Source organism: Leifsonia sp. 563, from assembly GCF_040545055.1.
GTDB lineage: Bacteria > Actinomycetota > Actinomycetes > Actinomycetales > Microbacteriaceae > Leifsonia.
On record NZ_JBEPLE010000002.1, the window covers coordinates 191,766 to 211,894 of the forward strand.

Annotated in this window: 22 protein-coding genes; 12 read left to right on the plus strand and 10 right to left on the minus strand. The window is 70.1% G+C overall.

The window, feature by feature from the left end; genetic code table 11:
• Positions 1-436: 436 nt before the first annotated feature.
• Positions 437-1,312 carry a sigma-70 family RNA polymerase sigma factor gene (locus ABIC47_RS07950; RefSeq protein WP_354479142.1) on the minus strand — a complete coding sequence of 292 codons (876 nt, stop codon included), beginning with the start codon at positions 1,310-1,312 and terminating at the stop codon, positions 437-439.
• 79 nt (positions 1,313-1,391) lie between these two features.
• On the opposite strand from ABIC47_RS07950, the gene ABIC47_RS07955 reads away from it, so the two are divergent.
• The 4 genes from ABIC47_RS07955 (at position 1,392) to ABIC47_RS07970 (ending at position 4,640) form a co-directional block, all read left to right on the plus strand.
• Positions 1,392-2,186, plus strand: a complete 795-nt coding sequence (locus tag ABIC47_RS07955; RefSeq protein WP_354479145.1) for an SDR family oxidoreductase — start codon at positions 1,392-1,394, stop codon at positions 2,184-2,186.
• Complete coding sequence (locus ABIC47_RS07960) at positions 2,183-2,839, plus strand: class I SAM-dependent DNA methyltransferase (RefSeq protein WP_354479148.1); 657 nt, start codon at positions 2,183-2,185, stop codon at positions 2,837-2,839. The genes ABIC47_RS07955 and ABIC47_RS07960 overlap by 4 nt, the downstream gene beginning before the upstream one ends.
• 32 nt (positions 2,840-2,871) lie before the next feature.
• On the plus strand, positions 2,872-3,336 hold the full coding sequence (locus ABIC47_RS07965) for a MarR family winged helix-turn-helix transcriptional regulator (RefSeq protein WP_018189804.1): 465 nt from the start codon (positions 2,872-2,874) through the stop codon (positions 3,334-3,336).
• Between the two features lie 65 nt (positions 3,337-3,401).
• Entirely contained in the window at positions 3,402-4,640 is a 1,239-nt protein-coding gene (locus ABIC47_RS07970) for an MFS transporter (RefSeq protein WP_354479151.1), read from the plus strand.
• Between the two features lie 195 nt (positions 4,641-4,835).
• Here the strand turns inward: ABIC47_RS07970 and ABIC47_RS07975 are convergent, their stop codons facing one another.
• From ABIC47_RS07975 to ABIC47_RS07995, 5 genes are all read right to left on the minus strand, one after another.
• Complete coding sequence (locus ABIC47_RS07975) at positions 4,836-5,843, minus strand: LacI family DNA-binding transcriptional regulator (protein ID WP_354479154.1); 1,008 nt, start codon at positions 5,841-5,843, stop codon at positions 4,836-4,838.
• Positions 5,844-5,857: 14 nt separating this feature from the next.
• Complete coding sequence (locus tag ABIC47_RS07980) at positions 5,858-6,097, minus strand: hypothetical protein (RefSeq protein ID WP_018189807.1); 240 nt, start codon at positions 6,095-6,097, stop codon at positions 5,858-5,860.
• 4 nt (positions 6,098-6,101) lie between these two features.
• Entirely contained in the window at positions 6,102-7,016 is a 915-nt protein-coding gene (locus tag ABIC47_RS07985; protein ID WP_018189808.1) for a carbohydrate ABC transporter permease, read from the minus strand.
• The gene (locus tag ABIC47_RS07990) at positions 7,013-8,056 is read right to left on the minus strand and encodes a carbohydrate ABC transporter permease (protein ID WP_020075606.1); all 1,044 of its coding nucleotides are present in this window, start codon (positions 8,054-8,056) and stop codon (positions 7,013-7,015) included. Before ABIC47_RS07990 ends, ABIC47_RS07985 begins: the two co-directional genes overlap by 4 nt.
• Positions 8,057-8,139: 83 nt before the next feature.
• A complete protein-coding gene (locus ABIC47_RS07995; protein ID WP_018189810.1) occupies positions 8,140-9,423 on the minus strand; it encodes an ABC transporter substrate-binding protein in 1,284 nt (427 codons plus the stop codon).
• Positions 9,424-9,577: 154 nt separating this feature from the next.
• Here ABIC47_RS07995 and ABIC47_RS08000 point away from each other — a divergent pair, with 154 nt between their 5' ends.
• From ABIC47_RS08000 to ABIC47_RS08010, 3 genes are all read left to right on the plus strand, one after another.
• Positions 9,578-11,464 carry an ABC transporter ATP-binding protein gene (locus ABIC47_RS08000; protein ID WP_354479158.1) on the plus strand — a complete coding sequence of 629 codons (1,887 nt, stop codon included), beginning with the start codon at positions 9,578-9,580 and terminating at the stop codon, positions 11,462-11,464.
• 31 nt (positions 11,465-11,495) lie between these two features.
• Positions 11,496-11,846 (plus strand): nuclear transport factor 2 family protein, encoded by a 351-nt coding sequence (locus tag ABIC47_RS08005; RefSeq protein WP_354479161.1) that lies wholly within the window; start codon positions 11,496-11,498, stop codon positions 11,844-11,846.
• A 140-nt stretch (positions 11,847-11,986) separates the two neighbouring features.
• Complete coding sequence (locus ABIC47_RS08010) at positions 11,987-13,231, plus strand: Nramp family divalent metal transporter (RefSeq protein WP_354479164.1); 1,245 nt, start codon at positions 11,987-11,989, stop codon at positions 13,229-13,231.
• A gap of 16 nt (positions 13,232-13,247) precedes the next feature.
• On the opposite strand, the gene ABIC47_RS08015 is transcribed toward ABIC47_RS08010, so the two are convergent.
• Complete coding sequence (locus ABIC47_RS08015) at positions 13,248-13,919, minus strand: metal-dependent transcriptional regulator (RefSeq protein WP_020075602.1); 672 nt, start codon at positions 13,917-13,919, stop codon at positions 13,248-13,250.
• Between the two features lie 65 nt (positions 13,920-13,984).
• Here ABIC47_RS08015 and ABIC47_RS08020 point away from each other — a divergent pair, with 65 nt between their 5' ends.
• The 3 genes from ABIC47_RS08020 (at position 13,985) to ABIC47_RS08030 (ending at position 17,018) form a co-directional block, all read left to right on the plus strand.
• Entirely contained in the window at positions 13,985-15,349 is a 1,365-nt protein-coding gene (locus tag ABIC47_RS08020) for a cystathionine beta-synthase (RefSeq protein ID WP_354479167.1), read from the plus strand.
• Positions 15,350-15,384: 35 nt separating this feature from the next.
• Positions 15,385-16,530 (plus strand): cystathionine gamma-synthase, encoded by a 1,146-nt coding sequence (locus tag ABIC47_RS08025; protein WP_354479169.1) that lies wholly within the window; start codon positions 15,385-15,387, stop codon positions 16,528-16,530.
• 68 nt (positions 16,531-16,598) lie between these two features.
• Positions 16,599-17,018 (plus strand): VOC family protein, encoded by a 420-nt coding sequence (locus tag ABIC47_RS08030; protein ID WP_089880995.1) that lies wholly within the window; start codon positions 16,599-16,601, stop codon positions 17,016-17,018.
• Here ABIC47_RS08030 and ABIC47_RS08035 read toward each other — a convergent pair.
• Both ABIC47_RS08035 and ABIC47_RS08040 read right to left on the minus strand, forming a co-directional pair.
• Positions 17,005-17,835 (minus strand): hypothetical protein, encoded by an 831-nt coding sequence (locus tag ABIC47_RS08035; protein ID WP_354479172.1) that lies wholly within the window; start codon positions 17,833-17,835, stop codon positions 17,005-17,007. The two genes, ABIC47_RS08030 and ABIC47_RS08035, sit on opposite strands and share 14 nt — an antisense overlap.
• A 23-nt stretch (positions 17,836-17,858) precedes the next feature.
• On the minus strand, positions 17,859-18,140 hold the full coding sequence (locus ABIC47_RS08040) for a hypothetical protein (protein WP_354479175.1): 282 nt from the start codon (positions 18,138-18,140) through the stop codon (positions 17,859-17,861).
• Positions 18,141-18,381: 241 nt separating this feature from the next.
• Here ABIC47_RS08040 and ABIC47_RS08045 point away from each other — a divergent pair, with 241 nt between their 5' ends.
• Positions 18,382-19,494, plus strand: coding sequence for a glutamate--cysteine ligase (locus ABIC47_RS08045; protein WP_354479178.1), 1,113 nt, complete (start codon positions 18,382-18,384; stop codon positions 19,492-19,494).
• A gap of 97 nt (positions 19,495-19,591) precedes the next feature.
• The gene (locus ABIC47_RS08050) at positions 19,592-19,861 is read left to right on the plus strand and encodes a hypothetical protein (RefSeq protein WP_018189821.1); all 270 of its coding nucleotides are present in this window, start codon (positions 19,592-19,594) and stop codon (positions 19,859-19,861) included.
• A 34-nt stretch (positions 19,862-19,895) separates the two neighbouring features.
• Here ABIC47_RS08050 and ABIC47_RS08055 read toward each other — a convergent pair whose 3' ends face one another.
• Complete coding sequence (locus ABIC47_RS08055) at positions 19,896-20,102, minus strand: hypothetical protein (protein WP_018189822.1); 207 nt, start codon at positions 20,100-20,102, stop codon at positions 19,896-19,898.
• Between the last annotated feature and the right edge of the window lie 27 nt (positions 20,103-20,129).

The following is a 20,129-nucleotide window of genomic DNA, read 5'->3' on the forward strand; positions in this document are numbered from 1 at the left end:
TCAGGGCCCCATCGGGGCTCTTCTTACCGACGGCTGACTGCCGCTGTGTCGTAGACACAGGCGCGACGCGGACTCCTCCACTAGAGAGTGTCCGCGTTGCGGAGGGCGTCGCCCCCGTAACGGGGCGACGCCCTCCGTGCGTTAAGTGACGCACGGGCGCGGATGCTCACCCATCCCACGCGTCCGATCGCGCCCGCCAGCGGGCATCGGTGTGCAAGGACGCACAACCGGAAGAAGAACCACGATGAATACCAGTTCTTGGCGTGCCTACGCCTCGCGACTGCAAGACTTCGGTCACGCGATGCTCCACGGTGAGGACCGCGACAGCGGTTGCCACCCACCGGATCTGTGCCGCAGGACCCTCCTCTACGACAGGTACCTGCGGTAACACCCACCACGAAGCGCCCCCGACCACCCGGCCGGGGGCGCTTCGCCGTCACGCGAGGCCCAGCACCCGGGCGACGCCGAGGTCCGCGAGGCGAGCGGGATCGGCGAGCACGTCGAGCCGGACGATGCGGTCGTCCTCGATCTCGAACGCCATGACGGAGACGACGCGGCCCGAGAGCACCGCCGCGACGCCCGGCCGGCCACCCAGCAGCACCGGAGTCGAGTGGGCGGCGAGTCGGGCGGAGAGGACGGCCTGTGCCGCGATCTCCCCGGCTCCGACCAGATGCTGCTCACTCGTCCCGTAGTCGGCATCGAGCACGACGCCGTCATCGAGGAGGCTCAGCAGGCGGCGCACGTCTCCCTGCTGCGCTGCCGCCAGCCACGCGTCGACGAGCGGTCGCGCCCGGCGCCGATCCGGCTGTGCCGCGTCCGGAGACCCGTGGAGGCGACGTCGAGCGCGCGAGGCCAGCTGACGAGCGGCCTGCGGAGAGCGGTCGAGCGCCTCCGCCACCTCCTCGAACGGCCGGCCGAAGACGTCGTGCAGGACGAACGCGATGCGCTCGGCGGGGCTCAACGCATCGAGCACGACGAGGAGGGCGGTGGCGATGCGGTCTCCCTGCTCCGCCTCCGCGGCGGGGTCGCCGAGGGTCGAGACCGGCTCGTCCATCCACGGGGTGACCTCCCACGATCGTTCCCGCGTGCGGCGCGGCGACCGCAGCTGGTCGAGGCAGACCCGGGACACGACCGTGGTCAGCCAGGCGTCGATGTTGTCGATGCCGGCGGGGTCGGTGCGGCTCAACCGCAGCCAGGTCTCCTGCACGGCGTCCTCCGCGTCGGCGTGCGACGACAGCAGCCGTCCGGCGATGGCGGTGAGCCGTGGTCGTGCCGCCTCGAAGTGCTCGGCGAGGGGTCGTGCATCCGTCATGTCACGTTCTCCGTCTCTCGATCGTCACCCTATCGACGAGCCGGAGACGGCACATGTGACACGAGACAGGAGGACGGCCATGAACGACACCATCGTGGTGACAGGAGGTACCGGCAGGATCGGGCGCAGCGTGGTCCCGCTGCTGCGCGCCGGAGGGCGTGAGGTGCGGGTGCTCAGCCGTCACCCGCAGCAGGCTGGGACGGACCCCGGCGTCACCCATGTCGGCGGCGACACCGTCGCGGGCGACGGGCTGGAGGATGCGTTCGCCGGAGCGGGGACGGTGCTCCACCTCGCGGGCGGCGCGACCGGGGACGACCGGGCGGCCGCCAACGTCGCAGAGGCGGCACGGAGTGCGGGAGTCGGCCATCTGATCCTCATCTCCGTGGTCGGGGCCGGGCGGATGCCGATCGGCTACTTCCGCGCGAAGGCCGGGGCCGAGAAAGCGATCGCCGCGTCGGGGGTGCCCTGGAGCATCCTGGCGGTGTCGCAGCTCCACGAGTTCATGCTGCCGCTGGTCCGGGGGATGGCGCGTCTGCCGTTCACCCCGGCACCGCGCGGGCTGCGGTTCGAGCCCGTGCACCGGGAGGAGGTCGCAGAACGACTCGCGTCGCTGGCGCTGGCGGATCCCGCAGGGCGGGTGCCCGACCTGGCGGGGCCGGAGGTGCTGGACATCCCCGACCTGGTGCGCGCCTACACCGGGCGTCGCCGGCCCACGATCGCGCTGCCGCTGCCGGGAGCGGTCGGCCGTGCCTATCGAGCGGGAGAGAATCTCGCCGGCCCGGCGGCGACCCGGGGCACGCGCACCTGGGCGGAGTTCGTCCGCGAGCTCGCGGCGTCTGAGAACGTGCCGCGTCGGTCCTCCGCCCTACGATGAGTCGCGTGACCGAGCCCGCCGATGTGACCGCCACCCGTCTCGCCTACGACACCGTCGCCCAGGACTACGCCGACCTGCTCCGCGACCACCTCGCGGGGAGCGAGTTCGACCGCGCCATGCTCGGCGTCTTCGCGGAGCAAGTGGCGCGCCGCGGGGGCGGCCCGGTGGGGGACCTGGGATGCGGTCCCGGCCGCATCGCCGGGTACCTGGCGGGACTCGGACTGGAGGTCGTCGGCGTCGACCTGTCGCCCGGGATGATCGAGGTGGCCCGGCGCGAGCATCCTGCTGTTCGGTTCGAGGTCGGGACGATGGCGGCGCTTCCGTTCGCGGACGGCGCGCTCGCCGGAGCGCTCGCGTGGTACTCCGTCATCCACACGCCGGAGGATCGCCAGGGGGAGCTCTACGCGGAGTTCGCCCGTGTCGTCCGGCCGGGCGGGATCCTCCTCCTCGCCTTCCAGGTGGGGGAGGACGTCGTGCACCTCACGCACGCCTACGGGCACGACCTCGACCTCCACACCCGGCGACAGCATCCCGACCGGGTCAGGGAGCGGCTCGTCGAGGCCGGGTTCACGGTGACCGCTGAGCTCATCCGGCAGGCGGTGCCGCCGGAGAAGTCGCCCCAGGGTTACGTGCTCGCACGCCGCGACGTTTGATAAACATAGGCAAGCTATATATAATTGGTCTCATGCCCGAGACCCCCGAACTCCACCAGATCCTCGGCGACCTCGTGGTCGCCGCCCACCGTCTCACCCGGCTCGCGGCCCGGGTGACCGGCAGCACCGAGTCGCCCGCCACCTGGCGCACCCTCAGCGTGCTGCAGACGGTCGGCCCCATGCGCCTCGGCGAGCTCGCCGAGCACAGCCGGGTATCGCAGCCCACGATGACCAAGATCGTCCGCAACCTCGTCGACGCCGAGTGGGTCAAGCGCATCGCCGACACCTCCGACGCGCGCGCCTGGCAGATCGCGATCACGGGGAAGGGCGCCGACGCGCTCCAGACGTGGCGTGATGAACTGTCCGCCGCGCTCGTCCCGATGTTCGCCGACCTCAGCGACGACGAACTCGCCGCCATGCGCGCCACCGTCGAGATCATCGGATCACGCGTCGACCTCTCCACGGCCGCCTCGGCCGCCCTGGCCGGCCGCGGCTGAGTCGCGTCCCGTCGCCACATCCCCTCTCTCCGCACCACCGACCGGCAAGGAGCCGTCTCCCCTTCATGTCCCACGAACGCCCCACCAGCATCCTGAAGCAGCCGACCGCCGTCTGGGCGGTCGCCTTCGCCTCCGTCATCGCCTTCATGGGCATCGGCCTCGTCGACCCGATCCTGCCCGCGATCGCGAAGAGCCTGGAGGCGACGCCGACCGAGACGGAGATGCTGTTCACCAGCTATCTGCTCATCACCGGCGCCGCCATGTTCTTCACCAGCTGGATCTCGAGCCGCATCGGGGCGAAGAGGACGCTGCTCATCGGCCTCGCCCTGATCGTCGTGTTCGCGCTCGCCGCGGGCCTGTCGCAGAACGTCGAGTCGATCATCGGGTTCCGTGCCGGCTGGGGGCTCGGCAACGCGCTGTTCATCTCCACCGCGCTCGCGACCATCGTCGGAGCGGCGTCGGGTGGGACGTCGGCGGCGATCATCCTCTACGAGGCCGCCCTGGGACTCGGCATCGCGATCGGACCGCTCCTCGGCGGCCTGCTCGGCAGCTGGAGCTGGCGCGGGCCGTTCTTCGGCACCGCGACCCTGATGGCGATCGGGTTCGTCGCGATCGTCGCCCTCCTCAAGAAGAACCCGGAGAAGCCGCAGCCCACGAAGCTGTCCGCGCCGTTCCGCGCTCTCGGCCGGCCCGCGCTCGGCTTCCTCGCCGGCGCCGCCCTGTTCTACAACATCGGCTTCTTCGTGCTGCTCGCCTACACGCCGTTCGCGCTCGTGCCGCTCGGGGTCGAGGACGCCATCACGCTCGGCCTGATCTTCTTCGGCTGGGGCGTCGCCCTCGCCGTCACCTCGGTCTGGGTCGCGCCGCTCCTCACGGCCCGCCTCCCGCGCACGCGTGTGCTGTGGCTCGTCATGCCCCTGCTCGCGCTCGACCTGCTGGCCGCGGGGCTGTTGGTCCGCTCGCTGATCGCTCTCATCGTGTGCGTGATCGTCGGCGGGCTGCTGCTGGGCATCCTGAACACCGTGCTCACCGAGTGCGTGATGGAGGCGACCGATCTGCCGCGATCCGTGGCGTCGAGCGCCTACTCGGGCGTCCGCTTCCTCGGCGGCGCCGTCGCCCCGCCGGCCGCGACGCTCCTCGCCGCCACCGTCGGTCCGGCCATGCCGTTCTACGCCGGAGCCATCTCGGTGCTGATCGCGGTGGCGCTGATCATGATCGGCCACAAGCACCTGAAGCGGGTGGATGCACCTACAGAGACTCCGCAGCAGGAGGCCGAGGTGCTGTCGCTCGCCGACGCCGACTGACGAGAACCGCCGGTGCGGAAACGTTCCCACCGAATTCGAAGAGCCGCCCTGTCCTAGTCAGGGCGGCTCTTCCCGTCATGTGGGCCCCGATAGCCCGACGGGCGACCCCGTCAGCTGACCGTGCCTACCCGAAAGGCGCGCTCAGCCGGATGGCCGCCTCACCATTCTTTCAGACAGCGGGCGCGCAACGGGACATCAGCGCGGCGGTGCGGTGGACGAGCGGACCACCAGGCTGACCGGCGACCCCACCGATCCGGTGCGCGGTTCCGCACCGGCGAGCTCGTCCAGCAGGATGCGCGCGGCGGTCGCCCCCTGCTCGAACGGGTCCTGCGCCATCGTCGTGAGCCCGAATCCGGCGGCGTAGTCGTGGTCGTCGATGCCGATCACGGACAGGTCGTCCGGCACCCGCAGGCCGTGGTCGCCCGCCGCGAGGATGGCGCCGAACGCCATCTCGTCCGAGCCCGCGAACACCGCGGTCGGCCGGGGACCGGTCACATCCAGCAGCCGGTTCATCGCCGCGCGGCTCTCGGGCAGCGAGAACCCGCCGGGGATGACCCACTCGGGACGCACCGGGAGACCCGCGTCGCGCATCGCATCCTTGAACCCGTGCAGGCGCCCGATCGGCACCTGGCTGTTGAGACCCTCCTCGTCCTCGCCGCCCAGGTGCGCGATCGCGGTGTGACCGAGCGAGATGAGGTGGGAGGTCGCGGTGTAGGCGGTCGAGGTCTCGTCGATGCCCACGCTGCGGAGACCCTTGACCGGTCCGCCGACGACGATCGTCGGATGTCCGAGCGTCGCCAGCTGCTCCCGCTCCTCCGTCGTGAAGTCGAGGCACAGCGCGAGCAGGGCGTCGGTGCGCTTGCGCAGGATGCTGCGGTGGAAGACGCGCTCCCGGTCGCCGCGGTGCCCCCCGAGGTTGAAGAGGATCATGTCGTAGCTCGCCGACCGCAGCTCCGCATCCACCCCCTCCAGCACCTGGGTGTAGAACCACCGGCTCACCGACGGGACGACGACGCCCATGGCCAGGGTGCGGCCGCTGGCGAGACCCGACGCGCTCGACGAAGCGACGTAGCCGAGCTCGTCCGCCGCTCGGCGGACCGCCGCGCGCGTCTTGTCCGAGACGTTCGGCAGACCGCGCAACGCCCGGGAGACAGTGGCGGTGGAGACCCCGGTCGCGCGCGCGACCTCCTCGATCCCTGCCATCGCCCGGCTCCGCTTCAGGAGTCCTGGTGCTCGAGCCGCGCCTCCTCGGCCTCCTGCCGCCGCGCGATGATGCGGCGGCGCAGCTGCAGGAGGCCGATGAAGGCGAGGACGAGTACGAGGAGGGTGAGCGCCCAGCCGAGGGCCGGTTCGCCGGTCAGTTCGCAGAAGACGGTGATCCCGAGGAACGCCACCGCGAAGAACCCGACGAAGCCGAGGCCGACGTCGACGACCTCGCGGGAGTCGCTCCAGCGCATACGATCAGCCCTTCACGCCACCGGCCGTGAGTCCGGCCACGATGCGCCGCTGGAAGATCAGCACCAGGATGATCAGCGGCACGGTCACGATCGTACCGGCTGCCATGACCGCGGTGTACGGCTCCTGGTGCGGCTGGCTGCCGGTGAAGGAGGCGATGGCCACGGTGACCGGCTGGGTCGCGTCGCTCGACAGCTGGCTGGAGATCAGGAACTCGTTCCACGACGAGATGAACGCCAGGATCGCCGTCGTGAACACGGCGGGAGCCGCCAGCGGGAGGATGATCTTCCTGAATGCCTGCGCCTGGGTGCACCCGTCGATCCGCGCGGCCTCCTCCAGGTCCCACGGCATCTCGCGGAAGAACGAGTTGAGCGTGTAGACGGTCAGGGGGAGGGCGAACGAGATCTCCGGGATGATCAGCGCCTGGTAGGTGCCCATCCAGCCGATGTTGGTGAACAGCTGGAACAGCGGGGTGATCAGCGCGACGCCCGGGAACATCGAGGCGGCGAGGATGATCCCCAGCACGATGCCCTTGAACTTGAAGTCCAGGCGGGCGAGGGCGTACGAGGCGAAGATGCCGACGACCAGGGAGATCACCGTGACGCAGATGCCGATGAACAGCGAGTTCAGCAGCGCCTGGCCGAGGTGGTTGCCCAGGTTGGTCGAGAGGGCGGTGACGTAGTTGTCCCAGGTGAAGTGCGTGATCCACGGGGTGTTGTCGTTGGTGAAGCCGACATCGCGGAACGAGGTCACGACCATCCAGTAGAAGGGCAGCAAGCACCACAGCACGATCACGATCGCCTGGATGCCGGTGCGGAGACCGGCGTTGCGGCGGCGCTGCCTGCCACGGTTCTTGGTCTGGGTACGAGGGAGAGCTCCCGCCTCGGCGGTCGCTGCTGCCTGGCCGGCGACGGCGGTCATCGCTTCGCCCCCTTCTGCTGGTCCTCCTGCGTTCGCACGACGTTCGTCCCGAGGAGCCGGACGAAGATGAAGGCGATCAGGAAGATGATGATGAACGTGATGGTGGACAGGGCGGCCGCGCTGTTGAAGCCCTGCCTGATCTGATCGACCACGAGGATGGACAACGTGGTCGTGGCATGGCCTGTACCACCTCCACCGCCGGTGAGGATCTGCGGCAGGTCGTAGATGCGGAGGGCGTCGAGCACACGGAACAGGATCGCGACCATGAGCGCCGGCTTCAGCAGCGGCATGGTCACGCGCCAGAAGCGCTGCCAGGTGGTCGCGCCGTCGACCTTCGCGGCCTCGTAGACCTCCTCCGGGATGATCTGCAGACCGGCCAGGATCAGCAGCGCCATGAACGGCGTGGTCTTCCAGGTGTCGGCGATGATGACCGCGAACCGGGACGCCCACTCATCCGACGTCCACAGGATGTGGGCGCCGAGGACCGCGTTGGCGACACCGGCGACCGAGAAGATGAAGAACCACAGCTTCGCGGTGACCGCGGTGGGGATCGCCCACGGGATCAGGATCGCCGCGCGGACGAGGCCGCGGCCGCGGAACGCGCGGTTCATGATCAGCGCGAACCAGAGGCCCAGGCCGGTCTCGAGGATGACGGTCGTCACCGTGAAGAAGAAGGTGACGAACACGGCGCTCCAGAAGCTGGAGCCGAGGTTGCCGGGCGGACAGGAGATGGTGGTGCCGTTGGGGCCCTGGCACTGCTGGAGCAGCCAGTGCGCGTAGTTCTGGAAACCGGCGAACCCGCCCTGGACGAACAGGCCGGTCGCCGGGTCGAGACCCGCGTCCTTCTGGAAGGACATCACGATCGCCGAGACGACCGGGTAGCCGATCACGACCGCGAGCAGGACCAGGGTGGGGATGATCAGGTAGAAGGCCCAGCGACTCTGCTGGGCACGCTGCCGCTTCGCGCCGGCGCGGATCGGCGGCCTGCCGTTCTTACCGGTACTGGTGGATGAGGGGGCGACGACGTTCGACGTTGACATGTGTGCCTCCGGATGCTTGTCGGAAGGAGAGGGGCCGGGCGGCGGGAGAGGTCCCGCCGCCCGGCAACCGTTTCAGGCCGGGATCAGCCGGCGCTGGCGGTGTTGATCGCCGATGCCATGTCCTTCAGGGCTTCGTCGACCGTCTTGTCGCCCTTGAGGGCGGCGTACGCGTTGTCCTGCACGGCCTTGGTGATGGCCGGGTAGAACGGCGACACCGGACGCGGGACCGCGTTCTCGATCGAGGTCTTCAGCGTCGACAGGTACGGCAGCTGGCTGTTCAGCGCCGCGTCGTCGTACAGCGAGGACACGACCGGTGCCAGAGAGCCCTGGGTCACGAAGAACTTCTGCGTCTCTTCGCTCTGCAGGAACTTCAGGAACTCGAAGGCGGTCGCCTTGTGCTTGGAGTACACGCTGATCGCGGCGTTGTGGCCACCGAGGCTGGAGACGCCCGGCTTGTCCGCGCTGATGCCCGGGAGCGGCGCGATGCCGAAGGTGTCCTTCACCGTCGAGGAGCCGTCGGTCTTGGCCAGGTTGTACACGTACGGCCAGTTGCGCAGGAACATCAGCTTTCCGGCCTCGAACGCCTGCCGGCCCTGCTCCTCCTGGTAGGTGATGGCCTCGGCCGGGATCTGCCCGTTCTTGAAGCCGTCCACCAGTCGGGTCAGACCCGCCTTCGCCTCGTCGCTGTCGACGGTGACCTTCTTGCCGTCCTCACCGACGATCGTGCCGCCGTTGGTGTTGATCGCCTCGGCGACGTTCACCGTGAGGCCCTCGTACTGGGCGAACTGACCGGCGTAGCAGCCGATGCCCTTCGCCTTGGCGATGTCACAGTCCTTGAGCATGTCGTCCCACGTCTTCGGGGGCTCCGGGACCAGGTCCTTGCGGTAGTACAGGATGCCGCCGTCAGAGGTCTGCGGCGCCGCGTACTGGGTGCCGTTGTACGTTCCCGACTTCACCGTCGGCTCCAGGAGGGCCGAGTTGTCCATCTTGAACTTGCCGGTCAGCGGCTGGAGCCAGCCCTTCGCGGCGAACTCACCCGTCCACACCACGTCCACATCGACGACGTCGTAGTTGGTGTCCTTGGCCTGGAAGTGCTGCACGAGGTCGTCGTGCTGCTGGTCCGCCTGGTCGGTCTGCTCCTTGAAGGTGACCTTCTCGTCCGGGTGGGCCTTGTTCCACTTCTCGATCAGCGGGCGGACCACATTGGAGTTGTCCTTGCCCTGCACGTAGGTGATGGGACCCTTGCTGTCGAGATTCGAGTTGGCGTCGCCGCCACCGCTTCCCGAACCGCCGCCACCGGTGCATCCTGCCAGCGCGAGGCCTGCGAGGGCCACCCCGGCGATAACGGAGAGACGTGCTGCTTTCATTTCACTCCTCGTTGAGCTCTTGGTGCGGGCACAGGTGTGCGCCCGCCGATCACCGTACCCCCACGCTCTCGCGTGATGCAAGCGTTTACGTCAAGCGCTTGCATCACGGTTGCGTCACGTCGGAGGGGTCGCCGGCGGGGGTTACGCTGAGACCATGAGCGGGATGCGCGGCATGGCTGCGGCCGGAGGCGGCGGCGGTCGCGGACGCGTCAGCGGTGGCGACGCGGAGGCTCAGCGGGCGATCAACGCCGAGGCCCCGAAGATCCCGCACCTGTTCCGCCGGATCGTCTCGCTCTTCTCGGCGCACCGCATGGCGATCGTGTTCACGATGGTGCTCGTGCTGATCGGCGCCGCGCTGTCGGTGGTGCCGCCGCTGCTCACCGAGCGGGCGTTCGACCACGGGCTGTTCCCGCCCGGCGGCCCGAACATCCCGGTGCTCGTCGAGATCGTCGTGTTCATGCTCATCGTGTACATCGCGTCGGCGCTGCTGGGCGTCTGGCAGACGTACCTGACGGCGTCGGTCGGCAACAAGGTGATGGGGGCCCTGCGCGTCCGGCTGTTCTCCCACCTGCAGTCGATGGAGCTCAGCTTCTTCACGCATACGAAGACGGGCATCATCCAGTCGCGGCTCCAGAACGATGTCGGCGGGGTCGCCAGCGTCCTCACCAACACGATCTCGAGCATCCTCGGCAACACCGTGACGGTCATCGCCGCGCTCGTCGCGATGCTGCTGCTCAACTGGCAGCTGACCATCGTCGCCGTGGTGCTCATGCCGATCCTCGTGATCGCGCAGCGCCGGGTCGGCCAGGTGCGTGCACGCATCGCGACCAAGACGCAGGAGTCGCTGTCGGACATGACGGCGATCACGCAGGAGACGCTGAGCGTCAGCGGCATCCTGCTGTCGAAGAGCTTCAACCGCCAGACCACCGAGGTCGGTCGCTACTCCGCCGAGAACGAGAACCAGATCCGCCTCCAGGTGTCGCAGGCGATGAGCGGCCAGTGGTTCTTCGCGATGGTCAACATCTTCCTGTCGTCGATCCCCGCCATCGTGTACCTGGTGTCCGGGTGGCTGATCGTGGGCGGTGCGACGGACATCTCGGCCGGAACGATCGTCGCGTTCACCACCGTGCAGGCGCGACTGCTGTTCCCGCTGCTCGCGCTGATGCGGGTGGCGCTCGACCTGCAGACCTCGGGTGCGCTGTTCGCCCGCATCTTCGAGTACCTCGACCTGAAACCGGCGATCGCCGACCGTCCGGAAGCCGTTCCGGTGGATCCGTCCGACGACCTCGGGAGGATCGAGTTCGACCACGTCGTGTTCCGCTACCCGGATGCCCGCGACGGGGAGCGCAACACTCTCGACGACGTGTCGTTCGTCATCGAGCCCGGGGAGTTCGCGGCGTTCGTCGGGCCGAGCGGCGCGGGCAAGACCACCGTCTCCTACCTCATCCCACGGTTCTACGACGCGACGAGCGGGTCGATCCTCTTCGGCGAGACGGACGTGCGCGACCTCCAGCAGGACTCGCTGGTCTCGCACATCGGGGTGGTCAGCCAGGAGACCTACCTGTTCCACGCGACCATCGCCGAGAACCTGCGCTACGCCCGGCCGGACGCGACGCAGGAACAGTTGGAGGATGCGGCCAAGCGCGCCAACATCCACGACACGATCGCGCGCTTCCCGGACGGCTACGCGACGATCGTGGGGGAGCGCGGCTACCGGCTCTCCGGCGGCGAGAAGCAGCGGATCGCCATCGCCCGCGTACTGCTGAAGGACCCGGAGGTGCTCATCCTCGACGAGGCGACGAGCGCCCTCGACACCATCTCGGAACGGGTCGTGCAGCAGGCGCTCGACACCGCATCCAGCGGCCGCACCACCATCGCCATCGCGCACCGGCTGTCGACCATCGTCTCGGCGGACGTGATCTTCGTGATCGACCACGGGCAGGTCGTCGAGCGCGGGACGCACCGCGAACTGCTGGAGCTCGGCGGAATTTACTCGCGCCTGTACCGCGAGCAGACCGAGAGCGCAGTCCTCGAGGAGTAGCGTCCTCATCCATCCGACGAAAGGGCTTCCCGTGCCGACGATCACCGAACTGCTGTCCGCCAACCTGCTCGAGGTCTTCGGCAACCGCGACGCGGGCTCGCGCCGCGCCGCCATCGAGCGCACCTACACCGAGGACGTCGTCTTCGCCGACCCCGAGGGCGAGGTGACCGGATGGGATGCGCTCGAGGCGAAGGCCGCCGGCCTCATCGACGACGCGCCGGCCGCATTCGCGTTCGCGGACGCCGGCCCCGTCTACCTCGGGCGCGACACCGGAGCCCTCGCCTGGACGTTCGGCCCCGAGGGCGCGCCCGTCGCCCGCGGCATCGACGTCATCGAGGTGCGCGACGGCCGCATCGCCGCGCTCCGCACCCTCCTCGCCTGACGCCTCCGCCCATCCCCCCACCGTCGAGTCCGCAAACTTTGCACGCTCCGGGGGTGTTCGGCGTGCAAAATATGCGGACTCGACGGTGGGGGAGGGGGAGAGTTAGACTGGGCTAACTTTTGAGGTAGACGAGGTTGCGGATGAGCGTCGAGGTCGAGGAGCGGGTGCCGCGGGCCGCTCCCGCGCGGCTCCTGCTGCTGCTCGGACCGGCGTTCGTCGCGGCCATCGCGTACGTCGATCCGGGCAACGTCGCCGCCAACCTGACGGCCGGCGCGCGGTACGGATACTTGCTCGTCTGGGTCCTGGTCGCCGCCAATGCGATCGCGGTCTTCGTGCAGTACCAGTCGGCCAAACTCGGCATCGTCACCGGTCGCAGCCTTCCCGAACTCCTCGGGGAGCGGCTCGGCACCGGTGCCCGCCGGGCCTACTGGGTGCAGGCCGAGCTCGTCGCAGCGGCCACCGACATCGCCGAGGTGATCGGCGGCGCCATCGCGCTGAACCTGCTGTTCGGGCTGCCCCTGCCCATCGGCGGGCTGATCGTGGGCATCGTCGCCATCGGCATCCTCGCCATCCAGTCGCGCCGCGGCCAGCGCCCGTTCGAGGCTGTCATCCTGGGGCTGCTCGCCGTGATCGCGGTCGGGTTCCTCGCCGGGCTGTTCGTCAGCCCGGTCGACTGGGGCCAGGCGGTCGGCGGCCTGGTGCCGCGATTCGACGGCGCCCAGACCGTGCTGCTCGCGGCCAGCATGCTGGGCGCGACGGTCATGCCGCATGCCATCTACCTGCACTCGGCCCTGGCCCGCGACCGGCACGGGACCACCGCGGACCCCGGCCGCATCCGCCGGCTGCTGCACGCCACCCGTGTGGATGTGGTGCTCGCGCTCGTGCTCGCCGGCGCCGTCAACATCGCCATGCTGCTCGTCGCGGCGTCCGCCCTGCGCGGCGTCGACGGGACGGACACCATCGAGGGCGCGTACCATGCGATCTCCTCCGCCCTCGGCCCGGCGATCGGGATCGTCTTCGCGATCGGCCTGCTCGCCTCCGGCCTGGCCTCCACGTCGGTCGGCAGCTATGCGGGCGCGACGATCATGGGCGGACTGCTGAAGCTGCGCGTGCCGCTCCTCGTCCGCCGGATCGTGACGCTGATCCCGGCCGTGATCATCCTCGCCGCCGGCGTCGACCCCACCTGGGCCCTGGTGCTGTCGCAGGTGTTCCTCAGCCTCGGCATCCCGTTCGCCATGATCCCGTTGCTGCGGCTCACCGGCTCGCGGGCCGTGATGGGCGCATCGGCCGACCGGCTGTGGGTGCGCATCCTGGGCGGCGTCGTCGCGGGCCTCGTCGTGCTCCTGAACCTCGCCCTGGTCGGTCTGACCATCGCGGGAGCGTAGGCGGCGGGTCCGCCGCTCAGCCCCGCGCGGCCACCCAGACGGCCGCCGCGGCCGTCGCCCCGAGCACGATGTGCTGCTCGTCGACCGTCACCGTGACATCGCCCGCGAAGGCGCGGTGCTCCTCCACGCTGAGCACGGTGTCGAGTCCGATGCCCCGCTCTCCGAGGTAGCGGAGCACCGCAGGGTCGGCGTCCGAGATGCGCGCGACGCTCAGGGGCGTTCCGGTCTCCGCGTCCAGCAGGGGGACGGCGTCCGGGCGGCGCGGTGTGCCGTCCGCGGTCGGGATCGGGTCTCCGTGCGGATCGCGGGCCGGGAAGCCGAGGCGCCGATCCAGACGCTCGACCAGGTCGTCCGAGACGGCGTGCTCCAGCACCTCGGCCTCGTCGTGCACCTCGTCCCAGCCGTAGCCGAGCTCCTCCACGAGGAACGTCTCGATCAGCCGGTGCCTCCGCACCATGGCGACCGCGTGCCGGCGTCCGGCGTCCGTCAGCTCGACGCCGCCGTACCGCTCGTGGGCGACGAGCCCCTGCTCGGCGAGCCGCCGGATGCCGTCCGACACGGTCGCTGCGCGCACGCCCATCCGCTCGGACAGCTGCTTGACCGTCACCGGGTCGTCCGACCATTCGGTCGCCGACCAGATGATCTTCAGGTAGTCCTGTGCGACGGACGACAGGTCGGACACGGGCATGAGCCGATTCTAAGGCGGGCGTCACACTCTGCCAGCGGTGCATCCGCGCTGTTAAGGTGGGTCGGGTGAAGTACGCAGAGACCATCATCGACTTGGTCGGCGACACCCCGCTCGTGAAGCTCAACAGGCTGACCGAGGGGATCGCGGCGACGGTGCTCGTCAAACTCGAGTACCTGAACCCCGGAGGTTCGTCGAAGGACCGCATCGCCTCCCGCATCATCGACGCTGCGGAGCGCGACGGGCTGTTGAAGCCCGGCGGCACCATCGTGGAACCGACGAGCGGCAACACCGGAGTCGGGCTCGCCCTGGTCGCGCAGCAGCGCGGCTACCGGTGCGTGTTCGTCCTCCCCGACAAGGTGGGTGAGGACAAGATCAACGTCCTCACCGCCTACGGAGCGGAGGTGGTGGTGACGCCGACGTCGGTGCCGCCGGACCATCCCGACTCCTATTACTCCGTCTCCGACCGCCTGACGGCCGAGATCCCCGGCGCGTTCAAGCCCAACCAGTACTTCAACCCGAACGGTCCGCGCAGCCACTACGAGACCACCGGTCCCGAGATCTGGCGCGACACCGACGGCCGCATCACGCACCTCGTCGCCGGTGTGGGCACCGGTGGCACGATCAGCGGCACCGGGCGGTACCTCAAGAAGGTCTCCGGGGGGCGCGTCCGCATCGTCGGCGCCGACCCGGAAGGGTCCGTCTACTCCGGCGGCACCGGTCGGCCCTACCTCGTCGAGGGCGTCGGCGAGGACTTCTGGCCGGGCGCCTACGACCCCAGCGTCGTCGACGAGGTGATCGCGATCAGCGACGCCGAGGCGTTCCGGATGACCCGGCGGCTCGCCCGCGAGGAGGGCATCCTCGTCGGCGGGTCGAGTGGCATGGCCGTCGCGGCGGCCCTGCAGGCGGCGAAGGACCTCGGCCCGGACGACGTGGTCGTGGTCATCCTGCCCGACGGCGGCCGCGGCTACCTCGCCAAGATCTTCAACGACCGGTGGATGCAGTCCTACGGCTTCAGCGAGGTGCCCGACGAGTCCACGGTGCACGACATCATCAAGACGAAGAGCGGCGCCCTGCCGGACCTGGTGCACACGCACCCGTCTGAGACGGTGCGCGACGCCATCCAGACGATGAACACCTACGGCGTCTCGCAGCTCGTGGTCCTCACCGCCGAGCCGCCCGTCGTCATGGGCGAGGTCGCCGGCGCGCTCGACGAGCGGTCGTTGGTGGACGCGGTCTTCAGCGGGCACGCCGAGATGAGCGACTCCGTCGGCACCCACCTCGGGGAGCCGCTCGAGCTCATCGGCGTCAACGAGCCGGTCACGGCCGCCCGTGCCGCGCTCGCCACGACGAACGCCCTTCTGGTGACCGACGGCGGCAAGCCCGTCGCGGTGCTCACCCGCCAGGACCTCCTCAACTACTTCAGCGACTGACCCGCACCGGGCCGACCCACACAGGAACAGAGACAATGACACACGGCTTCGCCACGCGCGCCATCCACGAGGGTCAGGAGTTCGACCCGACGACCGGCGCGATCATCCCGCCCATCTACCAGACCTCGACGTTCGTGCAGGACGGCATCGGCGGGCTGCGCAACGGCTACGAGTACGGTCGCGCCGGCAACCCGACGCGCACGTCCCTCGAGACGCTGCTCGCCTCGCTGGAGGGCGGCGTACGCGCCCTGTCGTTCGCGTCGGGACTGGCGGCGGAGGACGCCCTGCTGCGCGCGGCGCTCCGCCCGGGCGACCACATCGTGCTCGGCAACGACGCGTACGGCGGCACCCACCGGCTGATCGACCGCATCCACAGCGAGTGGGGGATCCGCAACACGACCGTCGACCTCGCCGACCTGGACGCCGTGCGCACCGCGCTCGGGACGGACGGCACCCGCATGCTGTGGATCGAGACGCCGAGCAACCCGCTGATGAAGATCAGCGACATCGCGGCGCTGGTGGAGCTCGGCCACGCCGTCGGCGCGATCGTCGTCGTCGATAACACGTTCGCGTCGCCTGCGCTGCAGCAGCCGCTGTCGTTCGGCGCCGATGTCGTCGTCCACTCGACCACGAAGTACCTGGGCGGACACTCGGACGTCATCGGCGGCGCGCTGATCTTCGCCGACGAGGAGCTCGCCGAGAAGGCGCAGTTCATCCAGTTCGCCGCAGGTGCCGTGTCGTCGCCGATGGATGCGTGGCTCACCACGCGCGGCATCAAGACGCTGCAGGTGCGCGTCCGCCAGCACAGTGCGAACGCGCAGGCGATCGCGGAGGCGCTGGTCGGCCACGCGGGCATCGAGACCGTCTACTACCCGGGCTTGCCGACGCATCCCGGCCATGAGCTCGCGGCGCGCCAGATGAGCGGATTCGGCGGCATGCTGTCCGTCGCGCTCTCCGGCGGTGCGGCGGCCGCCCGGCGGTTCGCGGAGTCGACGCAGGTGTTCCAGCTCGCGGAGTCGCTCGGCGGTGTGGAGTCGCTGATCGGCTACCCGACCGAGATGACGCACGCGTCGGTGCGCGGGACCGCACTCGAGGTGCCGGACAACATCGTGCGCCTGTCTGTGGGCATCGAGGATGTGGACGACCTGCTCGCGGATGTGGAGCAGGCGCTCGGTCGCTAGCGGGGCCGGTCGCACGCGGCGTTCGATCGTTCACCAGGGAGTCGGTGGCCGGGGCTAGCCTCGGGCGCATGGATCAACGCATCAGTCTCGTGACGCTCGGAGTGGCCGACCTGGCGAGGAGCCGCGCCTTCTACGAGGACGGACTCGGCTGGAGGCCGGCCGACGCGCCGGAGGGCGTCGTCTTCTACCAGCTGCCCGGCATGGCGTTCGCGCTGTTCGGGCGGGAGGAGCTGGCCGAGGACGCCCGGCATCCGGTCGACGGGTCGTTCAGCGGCATCACGCTCGCGTGCAACCAGCGGTCGGAGGAGGACGTGGACCGCGTCTTCGCGCAGGCCGAGGCTGCCGGTGCCCGCATCCTGAAACCCGCCGAGCGTGTGTTCTGGGGCGGGTACTCGGGGTACTTCGCCGATCCGGACGGCCACGTCTGGGAGGTCGCGTACAACCCGGGATGGACGCTGGCGGAGGACGGCACGCTCACGGTCGGCTGAGGGCCTCGCGTGCGACCGCCAGCCGATCGGACAGGGGCGCCAGCCGCGCTTTCGTGAGGTTCTCGCGGGCGATCCAGCGGGCGTCGCCGTCCGTGGAGGTGGCGAGGCGTTCCAGGAGGGCCACCCCGGCATCGGGGTCGGCCGCCGCGACCACGCTGACCGCATAGCCGAGGGCCTTCCGGAGCACCCGAACGTCTGGATCGCGGCGCCCGGAGGGCGGGACGGCGAGCAGCGCGTCGACCGCACGCTCGATGATGGAGGCGGCTTCCGCGGCGTGGCGGGGATCCCGCAGGAGGGACGGCTCGGCGACCGCGGCGACGGCCGCTCGCACGGGAAGCGGGCCGGCCGGCAGCCAGGCGTGCGCGTGCGCGATGCCGCGATCCCAGTCGGCGGCGAGCACCCGTTGCAGTCCCGTGGCGGCGAGTTCGCGCACGCGCCAGCGGGGATCGGCGGTCGCGGCGTCGAGGAGCGCCAGCGCATCCGGATCCGGACCGGTGGCGAGGATCGCGCCGGCCGAGAGAGCGGCCACCGCGGCGAGGTATTCGTGATGCGCCTCGGGAAGGTCGGGGGCGGCGCCGGGGTCGTCGCTCAGCCACCGGCGGAGCACGCGGAGGGCGTCCGCCCGGCGCTCGGGCGGCGTCGCCTGCGCCAGGTCCGCGACGCGGTGGGCGAGCTCGAGGTTGGCACGCGGTCCGGGTAGGCGGCTGCCCTCCGCCAGATGGCGCTCCAGCGCATCCGCATCGCGGTCGAGCGCGCGCTGCCAGGAGGCGGCCGGTTCGGAATCCGCAGAAGCGGTCACGTCAGGGGTCCGGGGCATGCCCGGAGTCTAGAGGGGCGGCCTCAGGCGGGGGCGGTCCCGTCGCCGGTCCCGTCGCACACCGGGTACACGCGGGTCTCCCGTTCGAAGAACCGCGGGGGCGTCGTCGACGTGCGGATGAGGCCGGCCCGGTGGAAGGACCGCAGGTCGGCGAACAGGCCCGGCAGGCGCATCCCGTGCAGCTCGTCCATGCTGATGCCCGGACGTTCGAGCAGGAGGGCCATCAGTCGCATCCGTGCGGCGGCGTCGCTGCGCTCGGTCAGCAGGGCCGGATCGAAGGGGATCCGTGTCGCCGTGTCCCACATGGAGGCTCCTCGATCTCGCATCACTGCGCCGACGATGCCTTGCGCCGCAGGGTCAGTTATAGGGCAAGGTCGGCATTCCCGCAATCCATGCACGCCACGATTCGCCGAATAGAGCAAATACACCGCAACGGATGTGCGGCAGCCGCGATCGATGGCCCGGCCGCCGACACAAACCGACGCACGGCACATTCACGGCTGATCGGGTATTGTCCGGCTGCCCGCCCTCGCCGATAGTGGTCTCGTGAGGACTTTCGGGGTGGAGGAGGAACTCCTCCTGGTAGACGCGCGCGGGATGGCCACGCCGGTGGCTCCGTCCGTCCTTGCGGACGCTCCGCCGGTCGTCGACGGGCCGTCGGTGAGCGCGGAGTTCCAGCAGGAGATGATCGAGACGCAGACGCGTCCGCAGCTGCAGACCAGCGAGCTGCTGCTCGATATCATCGGCGGCCGCGAACTCGCCGACGGACTCGCTCAACGTCACGGCGCCCGGGCCATCGCCGTCGGAATGTCGCCGATGCGGCTCCGCCCGCACGTGACCGACGACCCCCGCTACGCGAAGATGATCGAGCGCTACGGGCTCACGGCTCGGGGCACCCTCGTCTGCGGCTTCCACGTGCATGTGGGCATCGAGTCGCGCGAGGAGGGCGTCGCGGTGCTGGACCGCATCCGCACCTGGCTTCCGACCCTGCTCGCCCTGAGCGCGAATTCGCCGTTCTTCGGCGGAGCGGACACCGGGCACGCCAGTTACCGCTTCGCGGCATGGCACCAGTGGCAGAGCGCTGGACCGACCGATGTGTTCGGCTCGGTGGAGGCGTACGACCGGTTCGAGCGCTTCCTGGTCGACACCGGCGTCATCCTCGACACGGGGATGCTGTACCTCGACGCGCGCGTCTCGCACAAGCAGCCGACGGTCGAGGTCCGGGTCGCCGACGTCTGCCTCGACGCCCGCGACGCCGCGGTCATCGCGGCACTCGTCCGCGCCCTCGTCGACACGGCGGCGGCGGACTGGCAGGCGGGCGTTCCTCCGGCGCCCGTGCCCTCGGCGGCACTGCGCCTCGCCGAGTGGCAGGCGGCGCTGACCGGCGTCCGCGGCTCGCTGCCGCATCCCGTCACCTGGCGCGAGGTGCCGGCGGTCGAGGCCATCGACGCGCTGCTGTCGCACACGGCGGCCGCCCTCGAGGCGAACGGGGATCTGGTGCTCGTGCGGCGCGGACTCGCGCGCATCCTCGCCACCGGTGGAGGGGCTGGTCGTCAGCGCGCGGCGTTCGAGCGTCGAGGGCGGATGCGCGATGTGGTCGCGCTCGCCGTCTCGGCCACGCACGAGCAGTCGGAGGACGACGACCTGGTCGTCGCCTGACCCGTCCGAGCCCGGTGGCGCTCTCTGTGATGGCGCGCGTGTTCACGCGCTGTCACGCGGCCTTCCGCCCGCGGGGGATCGCGCCTATTCTGCGGTCATGACGGAGAAGGAGCTCGCTCACCAGCACGCCGTCTACACCTACGGCTCGCTGCCGCTGACGCTCATGTACAGCCCCACCGCGACCGCGGCATGGGAGGTCTACTACGGCGGCGAGTACCTCGGCCTGATCGAGGAGGTCCACGACACCGGCGAGCTGTGGCCGGCGTTCGTCGCGCGGCTTCCCGGCGAAGAGGAGGACGGCGAGGGCATCCCCGCCCGCGACTGGCGGGTGGCCGTCGAGGTGCTCGCGGGGCAGGCGGGGCTCTAGCGCCGTCCCGCGCAGTGCGCTCCGGTTCGCTGCGTCAGAACGCGAACTGCGACCACTCGTCGCGCGCGAGGGAGACCTGCTCACCGCGCGAGTCGACGATCCAGGAGTCGGATGTGCATCCCAGGTATGTGCAGAGCAGGGTCTCGCTGGACCACCCGTCCGCCGAGCGCACCCACCGCACCAGATGCACATCTTGACCGGGCTTCGGAACGTTCCCGATCGGTGATTCGAATGTCGTCACGCTGCACCCCTCCCCTCGGGCGGCCTG